This window comes from Shewanella aestuarii (assembly GCF_011765625.1).
In the GTDB taxonomy this organism is placed as follows: Bacteria; Pseudomonadota; Gammaproteobacteria; order Enterobacterales; family Shewanellaceae; genus Shewanella; species Shewanella aestuarii_A.
The window spans coordinates 3,618,819-3,636,328 of sequence record NZ_CP050313.1; the positions used below are offsets into that span (position 1 = coordinate 3,618,819).

A 17,510-nucleotide genomic window follows, 5' to 3' on the forward strand; every position below is an offset into this window, starting at 1 on the left:
TTAATTTTATCACATATATTCAACAACTTACAAAACCAATAAAACGTGTCAAAAAATTGACCAACGATAAGAAAATGGACTATAATTGTTAATCAGGTGTAAAAGGTATCGATTTTAAAATACATGCACAAAAATTTTTTAACCGCATGATTTTTTTTAAAATTTTGGTGAGTTTGGCTGTTGGGAGCTAGGAATGGACAAAATGATAATCACAAAGAACGCAACACTTTCTTCTGCTGAAGGTGATGTGACTTACATCTTATATAATCAAATTAAAACATTATCAGCTGGTGAGTCTATTCCTGCAGGTGTTGAGTTATCAATTCCTGAAGGCAAAACAGTAATCATCACTTTTGAAGATGGCACAGTGTTCAATAGTGATTATGATTCACCCGAATTAGTCCCTGCATTACAAGCAACAGACATCACTACTGAAGATGAATTTGCAGCGGATGCCGATGCTTTAGCGGAAATTGAAGCGTTACAGGCATTAATCGCTTCTGGTGAAGACCCAACAGCAGAATTACCGGAAACCGCTGCAGGCAATACACCTGAAAACCTAGGCGATTCAGGGTATGTTGCATTAGAACGAACCGCTTCAGAAACCCAAGCTGAAGCAGGCTTCGATACTAATGCAGTGACGACTAGCCCATTCATTACCAGCTTTGAAACTCTTACTGAGACGCCAATTGATACTCCAAGCACCCTGATCAACGATACCAATACAGTCGCAGAAGACACGGCTGCAACAGGCAATGTGCTAGATAACGACAGCGATATTGATAATGATTTGTCTGTGGTGTCGTTTGAAGTCGGCGGGGTTGAATATCCTGCGGATTCAGAAGTGACTCTTGATGGTGGCGTACTGGTTATCAATCAAGATGGCTCGTATACCTTTACCCCAAATGCCAACTGGAATGGTGAAGTCCCCGTCATTACCTACACGACCAACACCGGCAGTACCGCCACCTTGACCATTGAAGTGACGCCGGTAAATGATGCAACTGTTGTTGAAAATGATACCAATACAGTCGCAGAAGACACGGCTGCAACAGGCAATGTGCTAGATAACGACAGCGATATCGATAATGATTTGTCTGTGGTGTCGTTTGAAGTCGGCGGGGTTGAATATCCTGCGGATTCAGAAGTGACTCTTGATGGTGGCGTACTGGTTATCAATCAAGATGGCTCGTATACCTTTACCCCAAATGCCAACTGGAATGGTGAAGTCCCCGTCATTACCTACACGACCAACACCGGCAGTACCGCCACCTTGACCATTGAAGTGACGCCGGTCAATGATTCAACTGTTGTTGAAAATGATACCAATACAGTCGCAGAAGACACGGCTGCAACAGGCAATGTGCTAGATAACGACAGCGATATCGATAATGATTTGTCTGTGGTGTCGTTTGAAGTCGGCGGGGTTGAATATCCTGCGGATTCAGAAGTGACTCTTGATGGTGGCGTACTGGTTATCAATCAAGATGGCTCGTATACCTTTACCCCAAATGCCAACTGGAATGGTGAAGTCCCCGTCATTACCTACACGACCAACACCGGCAGTACCGCCACCTTGACCATTGAAGTGACGCCGGTAAATGATGCAACTGTTGTTGAAAATGATACCAATACAGTCGCAGAAGACACGGCTGCAACAGGCAATGTGCTAGATAACGACAGCGATATCGATAATGATTTGTCTGTGGTGTCGTTTGAAGTCGGCGGGGTTGAATATCCTGCGGATTCAGAAGTGACTCTTGATGGTGGCGTACTGGTTATCAATCAAGATGGCTCGTATACCTTTACCCCAAATGCCAACTGGAATGGTGAAGTCCCCGTCATTACCTACACGACCAACACCGGCAGTACCGCCACCTTGACCATTGAAGTGACGCCGGTAAATGATGCAACTGTTGTTGAAAATGATACCAATACAGTCGCAGAAGACACGGCTGCAACAGGCAATGTGCTAGATAACGACAGCGATATCGATAATGATTTGTCTGTGGTGTCGTTTGAAGTCGGCGGGGTTGAATATCCTGCGGATTCAGAAGTGACTCTTGATGGTGGCGTACTGGTTATCAATCAAGATGGCTCGTATACCTTTACCCCAAATGCCAACTGGAATGGTGAAGTCCCCGTCATTACCTACACGACCAACACCGGCAGTACCGCCACCTTGACCATTGAAGTGACGCCGGTCAATGATGCAACTGTTGTTGAAAATGATACCAATACAGTCGCAGAAGACACGGCTGCAACAGGCAATGTGCTAGATAACGACAGCGATATCGATAATGATTTGTCTGTGGTGTCGTTTGAAGTCGGCGGGGTTGAATATCCTGCGGATTCAGAAGTGACTCTTGATGGTGGCGTACTGGTTATCAATCAAGATGGCTCGTATACCTTTACCCCAAATGCCAACTGGAATGGTGAAGTCCCCGTCATTACCTACACGACCAACACCGGCAGTACCGCCACCTTGACCATTGAAGTGACGCCGGTCAATGATGCAACTGTTGTTGAAAATGATACCAATACAGTCGCAGAAGACACGGCTGCAACAGGCAATGTGCTAGATAACGACAGCGATATCGATAATGATTTGTCTGTGGTGTCGTTTGAAGTCGGCGGGGTTGAATATCCTGCGGATTCAGAAGTGACTCTTGATGGTGGCGTACTGGTTATCAATCAAGATGGCTCGTATACCTTTACCCCAAATGCCAACTGGAATGGTGAAGTCCCCGTCATTACCTACACGACCAACACCGGCAGTACCGCCACCTTGACCATTGAAGTGACGCCGGTCAATGATGCAACTGTTGTTGAAAATGATACCAATACAGTCGCAGAAGACACGGCTGCAACAGGCAATGTGCTAGATAACGACAGCGATATCGATAATGATTTGTCTGTGGTGTCGTTTGAAGTCGGCGGGGTTGAATATCCTGCGGATTCAGAAGTGACTCTTGATGGTGGCGTACTGGTTATCAATCAAGATGGCTCGTATACCTTTACCCCAAATGCCAACTGGAATGGTGAAGTCCCCGTCATTACCTACACGACCAACACCGGCAGTACCGCCACCTTGACCATTGAAGTGACGCCGGTAAATGATGCAACTGTTGTTGAAAATGATACCAATACAGTCGCAGAAGACACGGCTGCAACAGGCAATGTGCTAGATAACGACAGCGATATCGATAATGATTTGTCTGTGGTGTCGTTTGAAGTCGGCGGGGTTGAATATCCTGCGGATTCAGAAGTGACTCTTGATGGTGGCGTACTGGTTATCAATCAAGATGGCTCGTATACCTTTACCCCAAATGCCAACTGGAATGGTGAAGTCCCCGTCATTACCTACACGACCAACACCGGCAGTACCGCCACCTTGACCATTGAAGTGACGCCGGTAAATGATGCAACTGTTGTTGAAAATGATACCAATACAGTCGCAGAAGACACGGCTGCAACAGGCAATGTGCTAGATAACGACAGCGATATTGATAATGATTTGTCTGTGGTGTCGTTTGAAGTCGGCGGGGTTGAATATCCTGCGGATTCAGAAGTGACTCTTGATGGTGGCGTACTGGTTATCAATCAAGATGGCTCGTACACCTTTACCCCAAATGCCAACTGGAATGGTGAAGTCCCCGTCATTACCTACACGACCAACACCGGCAGTACCGCCACCTTGACCATTGAAGTGACGCCGGTCAATGATGCAACTGTTGTTGAAAATGATACCAATACAGTCGCAGAAGACACGGCTGCAACAGGCAATGTGCTAGATAACGACAGCGATATTGATAATGATTTGTCTGTGGTGTCGTTTGAAGTCGGCGGGGTTGAATATCCTGCGGATTCAGAAGTGACTCTTGATGGTGGCGTACTGGTTATCAATCAAGATGGCTCGTATACCTTTACCCCAAATGCCAACTGGAATGGTGAAGTCCCCGTCATTACCTACACGACCAACACCGGCAGTACCGCCACCTTGACCATTGAAGTGACGCCGGTAAATGATCTTGGCAGCTTTAACAATCAAAGCTTCAGCTACAATGAAAATCAGGTGGCGGGCGCAACGGTAGCGACACTGGCTGGCAGTGATGCTGACGGCGTGGTTAACTATCAGTTCCAATATACTGATGGCTCCTTACACAGTACCAGTCAAGATGGCTTCTACAGCATTGACAGCAATGGGGTGATCACCATTACCGCATTGGGCGCAGCCTCTGCCGTCAACGACTTTGAGCAAAACCCGAACTCGGGTAGCTACTTAGTGACGATGACTGATGACGCCGGTGGTACCACAAATGCCACTATCACCTTATCTGAAAACAACCTCAACGAAGATGGCAGCTTTAACAATCAAAGCTTCAGCTACAATGAAAATCAGGTGGCAGGCGCAACGGTAGCGACACTGGCTGGCAGTGATGCTGACGGCGTGGTTAACTATCAGTTCCAATATACTGATGGCTCCTTACACAGTACCAGTCAAGATGGCTTCTACAGCATTGACAGCAATGGGGTGATCACCATTACCGCATTGGGCGCAGCCTCTGCCGTCAACGACTTTGAGCAAAACCCGAACTCGGGTAGCTACTTAGTGACGATGACTGATGGCGCCGGTGGTACCACAAATGCCACTATCACCTTATCTGAAAACAACCTCAACGAAGATGGCAGCTTTAACAATCAAAGCTTCAGCTACAATGAAAATCAGGTGGCAGGCGCAACGGTAGCGACACTGGCTGGCAGTGATGCTGACGGCGTGGTTAACTATCAGTTCCAATATACTGATGGCTCCTTACACAGTACCAGTCAAGATGGCTTCTACAGCATTGACAGCAATGGGGTGATCACCATTACCGCATTGGGCGCGGCCTCTGCCGTCAACGACTTTGAGCAAAACCCGAACTCGGGTAGCTACTTAGTGACGATGACTGATGGCGCCGGTGGTACCACAAATGCCACTATCACCTTATCTGAAAACAACCTCAACGAAGATGGCAGCTTTAACAATCAAAGCTTCAGCTACAATGAAAATCAGGTGGCGGGCGCAACGGTAGCGACACTGGCTGGCAGTGATGCTGACGGCGTGGTTAACTATCAGTTCCAATATACTGATGGCTCCTTACACAGTACCAGTCAAGATGGCTTCTACAGCATTGACAGCAATGGGGTGATCACCATTACCGCATTGGGCGCGGCCTCTGCCGTCAACGACTTTGAGCAAAACCCGAACTCGGGTAGCTACTTAGTGACGATGACTGATGGCGCCGGTGGTACCACAAATGCCACTATCACCTTATCTGAAAACAACCTCAACGAAGATGGCAGCTTTAACAATCAAAGCTTCAGCTACAATGAAAATCAGGTGGCGGGCGCAACGGTAGCGACACTGGCTGGCAGTGATGCTGACGGCGTGGTTAACTATCAGTTCCAATATACTGATGGCTCCTTACACAGTACCAGTCAAGATGGCTTCTACAGCATTGACAGCAATGGGGTGATCACCATTACCGCATTGGGCGCAGCCTCTGCCGTCAACGACTTTGAGCAAAACCCGAACTCGGGTAGCTACTTAGTGACGATGACTGATGGCGCCGGTGGTACCACAAATGCCACTATCACCTTATCTGAAAACAACCTCAACGAAGATGGCAGCTTTAACAATCAAAGCTTCAGCTACAATGAAAATCAGGTGGCAGGCGCAACGGTAGCGACACTGGCTGGCAGTGATGCTGACGGCGTGGTTAACTATCAGTTCCAATATACTGATGGCTCCTTACACAGTACCAGTCAAGATGGCTTCTACAGCATTGACAGCAATGGGGTGATCACCATTACCGCATTGGGCGCAGCCTCTGCCGTCAACGACTTTGAGCAAAACCCGAACTCGGGTAGCTACTTAGTGACGATGACTGATGGCGCCGGTGGTACCACAAATGCCACTATCACCTTATCTGAAAACAACCTCAACGAAGATGGCAGCTTTAACAATCAAAGCTTCAGCTACAATGAAAATCAGGTGGCAGGCGCAACGGTAGCGACACTGGCTGGCAGTGATGCTGACGGCGTGGTTAACTATCAGTTCCAATATACTGATGGCTCCTTACACAGTACCAGTCAAGATGGCTTCTACAGCATTGACAGCAATGGGGTGATCACCATTACCGCATTGGGCGCAGCCTCTGCCGTCAACGACTTTGAGCAAAACCCGAACTCGGGTAGCTACTTAGTGACGATGACTGATGGCGCCGGTGGTACCACAAATGCCACTATCACCTTATCTGAAAACAACCTCAACGAAGATGGCAGCTTTAACAATCAAAGCTTCAGCTACAATGAAAATCAGGTGGCAGGCGCAACGGTAGCGACACTGGCTGGCAGTGATGCTGACGGCGTGGTTAACTATCAGTTCCAATATACTGATGGCTCCTTACACAGTACCAGTCAAGATGGCTTCTACAGCATTGACAGCAATGGGGTGATCACCATTACCGCATTGGGCGCGGCCTCTGCCGTCAACGACTTTGAGCAAAACCCGAACTCGGGTAGCTACTTAGTGACGATGACTGATGGCGCCGGTGGTACCACAAATGCCACTATCACCTTATCTGAAAACAACCTCAACGAAGATGGCAGCTTTAACAATCAAAGCTTCAGCTACAATGAAAATCAGGTGGCGGGCGCAACGGTAGCGACACTGGCTGGCAGTGATGCTGACGGCATGGTTAACTATCAGTTCCAATATACTGATGGCTCCTTACACAGTACCAGTCAAGATGGCTTCTACAGCATTGACAGCAATGGGGTGATCACCATTACCGCATTGGGCGCAGCCTCTGCCGTCAACGACTTTGAGCAAAACCCGAACTCGGGTAGCTACTTAGTGACGATGACTGATGGCGCCGGTGGTACCACAAATGCCACTATCACCTTATCTGAAAACAACCTCAACGAAGATGGCAGCTTTAACAATCAAAGCTTCAGCTACAATGAAAATCAGGTGGCAGGCGCAACGGTAGCGACACTGGCTGGCAGTGATGCTGACGGCGTGGTTAACTATCAGTTCCAATATACTGATGGCTCCTTACACAGTACCAGTCAAGATGGCTTCTACAGCATTGACAGCAATGGGGTGATCACCATTACCGCATTGGGCGCAGCCTCTGCCGTCAACGACTTTGAGCAAAACCCGAACTCGGGTAGCTACTTAGTGACGATGACTGATGGCGCCGGTGGTACCACAAATGCCACTATCACCTTATCTGAAAACAACCTCAACGAAGATGGCAGCTTTAACAATCAAAGCTTCAGCTACAATGAAAATCAGGTGGCAGGCGCAACGGTAGCGACACTGGCTGGCAGTGATGCTGACGGCGTGGTTAACTATCAGTTCCAATATACTGATGGCTCCTTACACAGTACCAGTCAAGATGGCTTCTACAGCATTGACAGCAATGGGGTGATCACCATTACCGCATTGGGCGCAGCCTCTGCCGTCAACGACTTTGAGCAAAACCCGAACTCGGGTAGCTACTTAGTGACGATGACTGATGGCGCCGGTGGTACCACAAATGCCACTATCACCTTATCTGAAAACAACCTCAACGAAGATGGCAGCTTTAACAATCAAAGCTTCAGCTACAATGAAAATCAGGTGGCAGGCGCAACGGTAGCGACACTGGCTGGCAGTGATGCTGACGGCGTGGTTAACTATCAGTTCCAATATACTGATGGCTCCTTACACAGTACCAGTCAAGATGGCTTCTACAGCATTGACAGCAATGGGGTGATCACCATTACCGCATTGGGCGCGGCCTCTGCCGTCAACGACTTTGAGCAAAACCCGAACTCGGGTAGCTACTTAGTGACGATGACTGATGGCGCCGGTGATACCACAAATGCCACTATCACCTTATCTGAAAACAACCTCAACGAAGATGGCAGCTTTAACAATCAAAGCTTCAGCTACAATGAAAATCAGGTGGCAGGCGCAACGGTAGCGACACTGGCTGGCAGTGATGCTGACGGCGTGGTTAACTATCAGTTCCAATATACTGATGGCTCCTTACACAGTACCAGTCAAGATGGCTTCTACAGCATTGACAGCAATGGGGTGATCACCATTACCGCATTGGGCGCAGCCTCTGCCGTCAACGACTTTGAGCAAAACCCGAACTCGGGTAGCTACTTAGTGACGATGACTGATGGCGCCGGTGGTACCACAAATGCCACTATCACCTTATCTGAAAACAACCTCAACGAAGATGGCAGCTTTAACAATCAAAGCTTCAGCTACAATGAAAATCAGGTGGCAGGCGCAACGGTAGCGACACTGGCTGGCAGTGATGCTGACGGCGTGGTTAACTATCAGTTCCAATATACTGATGGCTCCTTACACAGTACCAGTCAAGATGGCTTCTACAGCATTGACAGCAATGGGGTGATCACCATTACCGCATTGGGCGCAGCCTCTGCCGTCAACGACTTTGAGCAAAACCCGAACTCGGGTAGCTACTTAGTGACGATGACTGATGGCGCCGGTGGTACCACAAATGCCACTATCACCTTATCTGAAAACAACCTCAACGAAGATGGCAGCTTTAACAATCAAAGCTTCAGCTACAATGAAAATCAGGTGGCAGGCGCAACGGTAGCGACACTGGCTGGCAGTGATGCTGACGGCGTGGTTAACTATCAGTTCCAATATACTGATGGCTCCTTACACAGTACCAGTCAAGATGGCTTCTACAGCATTGACAGCAATGGGGTGATCACCATTACCGCATTGGGCGCGGCCTCTGCCGTCAACGACTTTGAGCAAAACCCGAACTCGGGTAGCTACTTAGTGACGATGACTGATGGCGCCGGTGGTACCACAAATGCCACTATCACCTTATCTGAAAACAACCTCAACGAAGATGGCAGCTTTAACAATCAAAGCTTCAGCTACAATGAAAATCAGGTGGCGGGCGCAACGGTAGCGACACTGGCTGGCAGTGATGCTGACGGCGTGGTTAACTATCAGTTCCAATATACTGATGGCTCCTTACACAGTACCAGTCAAGATGGCTTCTACAGCATTGACAGCAATGGGGTGATCACCATTACCGCATTGGGCGCAGCCTCTGCCGTCAACGACTTTGAGCAAAACCCGAACTCGGGTAGCTACTTAGTGACGATGACTGATGGCGCCGGTGGTACCACAAATGCCACTATCACCTTATCTGAAAACAACCTCAACGAAGATGGCAGCTTTAACAATCAAAGCTTCAGCTACAATGAAAATCAGGTGGCGGGCGCAACGGTAGCGACACTGGCTGGCAGTGATGCTGACGGCGTGGTTAACTATCAGTTCCAATATACTGATGGCTCCTTACACAGTACCAGTCAAGATGGCTTCTACAGCATTGACAGCAATGGGGTGATCACCATTACCGCATTGGGCGCAGCCTCTGCCGTCAACGACTTTGAGCAAAACCCGAACTCGGGTAGCTACTTAGTGACGATGACTGATGGCGCCGGTGGTACCACAAATGCCACTATCACCTTATCTGAAAACAACCTCAACGAAGATGGCAGCTTTAACAATCAAAGCTTCAGCTACAATGAAAATCAGGTGGCGGGCGCAACGGTAGCGACACTGGCTGGCAGTGATGCTGACGGCGTGGTTAACTATCAGTTCCAATATACTGATGGCTCCTTACACAGTACCAGTCAAGATGGCTTCTACAGCATTGACAGCAATGGGGTGATCACCATTACCGCATTGGGCGCAGCCTCTGCCGTCAACGACTTTGAGCAAAACCCGAACTCGGGTAGCTACTTAGTGACGATGACTGATGACGCCGGTGGTACCACAAATGCCACTATCACCTTATCTGAAAACAACCTCAACGAAGATGGCAGCTTTAACAATCAAAGCTTCAGCTACAATGAAAATCAGGTGGCGGGCGCAACGGTAGCGACACTGGCTGGCAGTGATGCTGACGGCGTGGTTAACTATCAGTTCCAATATACTGATGGCTCCTTACACAGTACCAGTCAAGATGGCTTCTACAGCATTGACAGCAATGGGGTGATCACCATTACCGCATTGGGCGCGGCCTCTGCCGTCAACGACTTTGAGCAAAACCCGAACTCGGGTAGCTACTTAGTGACGATGACTGATGGCGCCGGTGGTACCACAAATGCCACTATCACCTTATCTGAAAACAACCTCAACGAAGATGGCAGCTTTAACAATCAAAGCTTCAGCTACAATGAAAATCAGGTGGCGGGCGCAACGGTAGCGACACTGGCTGGCAGTGATGCTGACGGCGTGGTTAACTATCAGTTCCAATATACTGATGGCTCCTTACACAGTACCAGTCAAGATGGCTTCTACAGCATTGACAGCAATGGGGTGATCACCATTACCGCATTGGGCGCAGCCTCTGCCGTCAACGACTTTGAGCAAAACCCGAACTCGGGTAGCTACTTAGTGACGATGACTGATGGCGCCGGTGGTACCACAAATGCCACTATCACCTTATCTGAAAACAACCTCAACGAAGATGGCAGCTTTAACAATCAAAGCTTCAGCTACAATGAAAATCAGGTGGCAGGCGCAACGGTAGCGACACTGGCTGGCAGTGATGCTGACGGCGTGGTTAACTATCAGTTCCAATATACTGATGGCTCCTTACACAGTACCAGTCAAGATGGCTTCTACAGCATTGACAGCAATGGGGTGATCACCATTACCGCATTGGGCGCAGCCTCTGCCGTCAACGACTTTGAGCAAAACCCGAACTCGGGTAGCTACTTAGTGACGATGACTGATGGCGCCGGTGGTACCACAAATGCCACTATCACCTTATCTGAAAACAACCTCAACGAAGATGGCAGCTTTAACAATCAAAGCTTCAGCTACAATGAAAATCAGGTGGCAGGCGCAACGGTAGCGACACTGGCTGGCAGTGATGCTGACGGCGTGGTTAACTATCAGTTCCAATATACTGATGGCTCCTTACACAGTACCAGTCAAGATGGCTTCTACAGCATTGACAGCAATGGGGTGATCACCATTACCGCATTGGGCGCGGCCTCTGCCGTCAACGACTTTGAGCAAAACCCGAACTCGGGTAGCTACTTAGTGACGATGACTGATGGCGCCGGTGGTACCACAAATGCCACTATCACCTTATCTGAAAACAACCTCAACGAAGATGGCAGCTTTAACAATCAAAGCTTCAGCTACAATGAAAATCAGGTGGCGGGCGCAACGGTAGCGACACTGGCTGGCAGTGATGCTGACGGCGTGGTTAACTATCAGTTCCAATATACTGATGGCTCCTTACACAGTACCAGTCAAGATGGCTTCTACAGCATTGACAGCAATGGGGTGATCACCATTACCGCATTGGGCGCAGCCTCTGCCGTCAACGACTTTGAGCAAAACCCGAACTCGGGTAGCTACTTAGTGACGATGACTGATGGCGCCGGTGGTACCACAAATGCCACTATCACCTTATCTGAAAACAACCTCAACGAAGATGGCAGCTTTAACAATCAAAGCTTCAGCTACAATGAAAATCAGGTGGCAGGCGCAACGGTAGCGACACTGGCTGGCAGTGATGCTGACGGCGTGGTTAACTATCAGTTCCAATATACTGATGGCTCCTTACACAGTACCAGTCAAGATGGCTTCTACAGCATTGACAGCAATGGGGTGATCACCATTACCGCATTGGGCGCAGCCTCTGCCGTCAACGACTTTGAGCAAAACCCGAACTCGGGTAGCTACTTAGTGACGATGACTGATGGCGCCGGTGGTACCACAAATGCCACTATCACCTTATCTGAAAACAACCTCAACGAAGATGGCAGCTTTAACAATCAAAGCTTCAGCTACAATGAAAATCAGGTGGCAGGCGCAACGGTAGCGACACTGGCTGGCAGTGATGCTGACGGCGTGGTTAACTATCAGTTCCAATATACTGATGGCTCCTTACACAGTACCAGTCAAGATGGCTTCTACAGCATTGACAGCAATGGGGTGATCACCATTACCGCATTGGGCGCAGCCTCTGCCGTCAACGACTTTGAGCAAAACCCGAACTCGGGTAGCTACTTAGTGACGATGACTGATGGCGCCGGTGGTACCACAAATGCCACTATCACCTTATCTGAAAACAACCTCAACGAAGTAATTGCAACTGCTAATGCAGACTTTTTTACAGTTGAAGAAGATCATGTCTTTAGCCCGTTAGAACTTTTATTAAATGATAAAGGCGATGATATTAGTATTAAATCTATAAACGGCATTGAATTAACTGGAAGGGAACAGGTTATCAATGTCGAACATGGAACAATTAATATCAGTGACAGTGGCGTAATTAGTTTCACACCAGAAGCTAACTATAGTGGAACAGTAAGCTTCGATTATATAATCAAAGATATAGATGGAGAAGAATCTACAGCAACAGTAACAGGAACGATAACACCAATTGCCGATATAGCTGGAGATAACTTAGGAGCTTCAGTGGGTGAAGTTTCCTATGTCAATATTGGTACTGGTAGTGGTGCACAAACATACTCATCTGATGGAAATCCTAGTAATAGCAATATCACATCCATCATATACGAAGACGGAACAACTATTACAACCGAAACTGGACAATATTTACAAATTAGTCAAGGTCAAGGTATCGGTGTTGGAGTCGGGGGCGATTTTAGAATAAACAATGATGATTATCTAAAAATAGATTTACCTAGTTACTTAACGGATATATCACTCGCATTCAAAAACGCATCGGGTCAGACGCTAACTTTCACTATGCATAACATTGATGGCACTACCACTGTACAAACCTACACATTCCCTCAAGATGCAAATGATATAAGTAATATGACCTTACAAAGTAGTATAGCATTTAACTCTTTTAGTTTTGTTGTTTCTGGTGAATCTAATGGAGGCAATGGCTCCACATTAGTGGGAATAACTACTGAAGGTGTCACTCAAACTGCATATGTTTACCCTCTAAATGTCAACTATAGTTTTACCGATGCCGATGGAAGCGAAAGTATTCAGAGTATTACATTATCAGGGTTTCCCGCAGATGCTCAGGCTATAGTTTATGAAGGAGATGGTGATTCACAAATTGAATTCACAGATAATGGCGACGGCACCTGGAGCATAAGTCCAACTGCATTTTCAGAATTGGATGGGCAATTCAATTTAGATAATTGGATTGTACAAACAAAAGTTGCACTACCCGAAGGTTTCGAGCCACGTCTTGAAATTGTTATACAAGATGGTATCGATACATCCATCTCAATCCGTGGAGGTTCAGAGAGCTCTGAATTATTAGGAGGAGATGGTAATGATTTCTTAGATGGTCAGTCAGGTAATGACATCATTATCGGTGGGATTGGAGATGATACTTTGATCGGTGGTTTAGGTGATGATATTTTTGTATGGACACAAGATGATACAGGCACCGATACAATCAAAGATTTTGAAATCAATCATGATAAGTTAGACCTAAGCGATCTACTACAAGGTGAAACGGTCAATAACCTAGAAAACTTCTTAACAATAAGCTTTAACGGTGGCAGTACTACAATTGAAATCGATGCTGACAATAATGGTGTTATCGATCAAACCATTATTCTTGACGGTATTGATTTATCAGCTGTTTACAATACAACTGACAATGGTGAAGTGATTAATGGCTTGCTGAACGATGGCGCACTGATCGTGGATACCGATAGCAGTAACTCTGCTGCAGTTAACGCTTATGGATTACCGCCACTTGATGACAATAGTGGCAATATAATCCCTTAAAGATAAGCAATTACCTTACGTCTTATAGTAATATACGGCGTAAGGTATTTTTGCATCGATAAAAATAACAATAATAAGCACTTAAGGATAAGTTTTTGGCGCAATCAGCTTCTAAAAACCTGCAAGAACAGTGGACCATATCGGCATCACAACGCGTGACAGTCGATCCGCTACTGGATTCGCTTGTTTTACTAACCGAACATTTTGGTAGCCCATGCTCGAGTGAATCACTTGCTGCAGGCTTACCATTGAGCGGAGCTGTGCTATCACCTGATTTACTACCGCAAGCGGCAAATCGTGCTGGATTGTCGGCAAAGTTATCACGTAAAGATTTAACTCAAATCACCCCAATACTTTTACCCTGCATATTACTGTTAAAAGATAAAAAAGCCTGTATTTTACGTGAAATTGATATTAAACAAGACCGAGCGTTAATCCAACTACCTGAAACCGGTGGCGAAGAAACGCTGACAATAGAAGAGTTAGAAAGCCTTTATGTAGGTTATTTATTCTTAATTAAACAACAATATCGAGGCGATAAACACGTTGATGTCCACATCCATGACAACAGCGTACATTGGTTAAAACAGAGCATTGTTGACTCAGCCCCTATCTATCGAGATGCGCTCATCGCATCGGTATTGGTTAACCTGTTCGCCCTTGTATCCCCACTATTCATTATGAATGTGTATGACAAAGTGGTGCCAAACTTAGCATTTGAATCACTATGGGTACTCGCGATAGGCGCTGGCATTGCGTTTATATTCGACTTTGTTATGCGCCAATTAAGAAGCTATTTAATTGATGTTGCAGGTAAAAAAGTAGACATCATTGTCTCTTCAAAACTATTTGCAAAAGCCATTGGCATTCCACTATCCAAACGATCTCCCAGTGTCGGCGGAATGGCTCGACAACTAGGCGAGTTTGAAAGTATTCGTGACTTTTTAGCATCAGCAACCATTACTTCGTTAGTGGATTTACCTTTTGCACTGTTATTTGTCATTATCATCTATATTGTTGCCGGCGATTTGGCTGCAATCCCTGTTATTGCAGGCTTATTAATTATCGCCGTTACAATTTACGCTCAACCAAAACTCAAAGCGGCCATAGAAGAAAGCAACCGCTTTGCTAGCTTAAAACATGGTCACTTAATCGAAAGTTTAACCGCCATCGAATCCATTAAAGCCAACGGCGCAGAGGGCATAGTGCAAAAAAGTTGGCAGCAAATGATTGGGCACACAGCAAATTGGTCATTAAAAACCAAAAAACTCACCAATTTTGTATCTAACTTTGCCAATTTCACCGTACAAATAAGTGTTATATTTGTGGTCATTGTTGGCGTGTACCGACTTGCAGAAAATGAAATATCTATGGGTGGAATTATTGCTGCAGTAATGTTATCAAGCCGAGCGGTTTCCCCCATGGCTCAACTGGCTGCATTAATTACCCGTGGTAACCACACGGTCAGCTCATTGCGCCAGCTTGACCAGATAATGGAACAAGAAGATGAGTTTGAAAATAAAGGCCACCTTGTTAGCGTAGAACGTCTTAATGGTAAAATTGCGGCTGATAACATTAGCTTTAGTTTTCCTGAAGCTGAAAAACCTATCCTTTATCCTATGTCAATCCGGATTGAACCAGGGGAGCGCATTGCCATTATCGGCCGCAATGGCTCAGGTAAAAGTACTTTAGCCAAATTATTGCTGGGGCTTTATAAACCCACCCAAGGCAGTTTACGTTATGATGGAATCGATTCAGGGCAAATTCACCCTTCAGATTTACGCCGCAACTTTGGCTATTTACCCCAAGATGTCACCTTATTTCATGGCAGTATTCGCGACAATATCTTATTTGGATCTCGTCAAGTCAGCGAGCATCAATTAATTCGTGCAGTACAATTATCAGGGGTGAGTCAATTCACCAACCTAGAATCGGAAGGCTTAAATCAACAAGTAGGCGAAGGCGGCTTATCGTTAAGCCGTGGACAACGCCAGACTGTGGCACTCGCAAGAGCCACACTCAATGATCCACCAGTTTTATTAATGGATGAGCCAACAGCCAGTTTAGATGCTCGCGCTGAGAAGCAATTTATCCGTTCAATGGCACAAGTGAGTATGCATCGAACCTTATTACTCATCACCCATAAAATGCATTTACTTAATCTAGTTGACAGAATTATCGTGCTTGAACGTGGGCATATTGTTGCCGACGGCCCTAAAGCTGAAGTGCTTGAAAAACTCAACAACGGCATGTTAGCGGGAGGTAAAAGCTAATGAGCAAAAACCTCACCACTGAAGATTTAGAAATGGTAGACGACGTTTATGGCGCCATGATGACCGATGCACCATCGGGGCATCGTTTGATTATTTGGTCATTAGCAGCCATGCTATTTTGCTTTTTTGTTTGGGCATTCTTTTCTGAGTTAGATCAGGTCACCACTGGTCAGGGTAAGGTTATACCGTCATCGCAGGTCCAAATTATTGAGAGTTTAGATGGCGGTATTTTACAAGAGGTGTTTGTCCAAGAAGGTGTACTTGTGACCAAAGGCCAACCTCTTGTCAGAATTGACGATACTCGCTTTCGTTCTGATTTTGCTCAACAAGAACAAGAAGTGTTTGGCTTGCAAACCAATATCATCAGAATGCGCACAGAATTAGACAGCATTGTTATTTCTGATATGTCATCAGACTGGCGTGAACAAGTCAAAATAACAAAGCAGAATTTAGTCTTTCCAGACACGCTAATAGAAAAAGAGCCGGCATTAGTTTTACGTCAGCAAGAAGAGTATTCAGGTCGATTGGATAACTTAAGCAATCAACTTGAAATCTTAGCGCGCCAAATTCAGCAGCGCCAACAGGAAACCGAAGAGCTTGCCTCTAAAATATCGACATTAACCACCAGTTTTCAATTGGTTTCCAGAGAATTAGAACTCACAAGACCCCTAGCCCAAAAAGGAATTGTGCCAGAGGTTGAACTGTTAAAGCTTGAACGCACGGTTAACGATATTAAAGGTGAATTACAAAGCTTAAGATTATTAAGGCCAAAAGTTAAAGCCTCAATGGATGAATCTATTTTAAAGCGCCGTGAGGCAGTTTTTGTGTATGCTGCAGATTTACGTGCGCAATTAAATGAAATGCAAACCCGTTATTCTCGGATGAACGAAGCCCAAGTTGGTGCCTTTGATAAAGTGAGCAAAGCCGTCATTACCTCGCCTGTCACCGGAACCATTAAGTCTATACACATCAATACATTAGGTGGAGTTATTCAGCCTGGTGAAGAAATTATTGAAATTGTGCCATCGGAAGATAAACTGCTAATCGAAACTAAAATTGCACCTAAGGACATCGCCTTCTTACACCCCGGCTTACCGGCAATCGTTAAGGTGACAGCCTATGACTTTACCCGCTATGGAGGCCTAAAAGGCACAGTAGAACATATTAGCGCCGACACTTCACAAGATGAAGAAGGCAATAGTTTTTATACTATACGTGTTAGAACTGAAGAATCGAATTTACAAAAAGCTGATGGCACGCAGATGCCAATTATTCCCGGCATGCTCACTTCGGTGGACGTTATTACTGGGAAAAGATCCATACTTGAGTACATTTTAAATCCCATATTAAGGGCGAAAGATACCGCTCTTCGAGAGCGCTAAAGAACCAGG

The 17,510-nt window shown here is 46.3% G+C and carries 3 protein-coding genes; all 3 read left to right on the forward strand.

Features of this window, described 5'->3' with window-relative positions:
• Positions 1 to 202: 202 nt before the first annotated feature.
• The 3 genes from HBH39_RS15800 to HBH39_RS15810 all read left to right on the forward strand — a co-directional run bounded on the left by HBH39_RS15800 (position 203) and on the right by HBH39_RS15810 (position 17,501).
• The gene (locus HBH39_RS15800) at positions 203 to 13,846 is read left to right on the forward strand and encodes a retention module-containing protein (protein ID WP_167679625.1); all 13,644 of its coding nucleotides are present in this window, start codon (positions 203 to 205) and stop codon (positions 13,844 to 13,846) included.
• A 95-nt stretch (positions 13,847 to 13,941) separates the two neighbouring features.
• Positions 13,942 to 16,119 (forward strand): type I secretion system permease/ATPase, encoded by a 2,178-nt coding sequence (locus HBH39_RS15805; protein WP_167679626.1) that lies wholly within the window; start codon positions 13,942 to 13,944, stop codon positions 16,117 to 16,119.
• Positions 16,119 to 17,501 (forward strand): HlyD family type I secretion periplasmic adaptor subunit, encoded by a 1,383-nt coding sequence (locus HBH39_RS15810; protein WP_167679627.1) that lies wholly within the window; start codon positions 16,119 to 16,121, stop codon positions 17,499 to 17,501. The genes HBH39_RS15805 and HBH39_RS15810 overlap by 1 nt, the downstream gene beginning before the upstream one ends.
• The last annotated feature ends 9 nt before the right edge of the window (positions 17,502 to 17,510 follow it).

Excerpts from the sequence above, each read along its gene's own strand:
- HBH39_RS15800 (WP_167679625.1), top strand. The coding sequence starts at position 203 with ATGATAATCACAAAGAACGCAACACTTTCTTCTGCTGAAGGTGATGTG.
- HBH39_RS15810 (WP_167679627.1), top strand. The coding sequence starts at position 16,119 with ATGAGCAAAAACCTCACCACTGAAGATTTAGAAATGGTAGACGACGTT.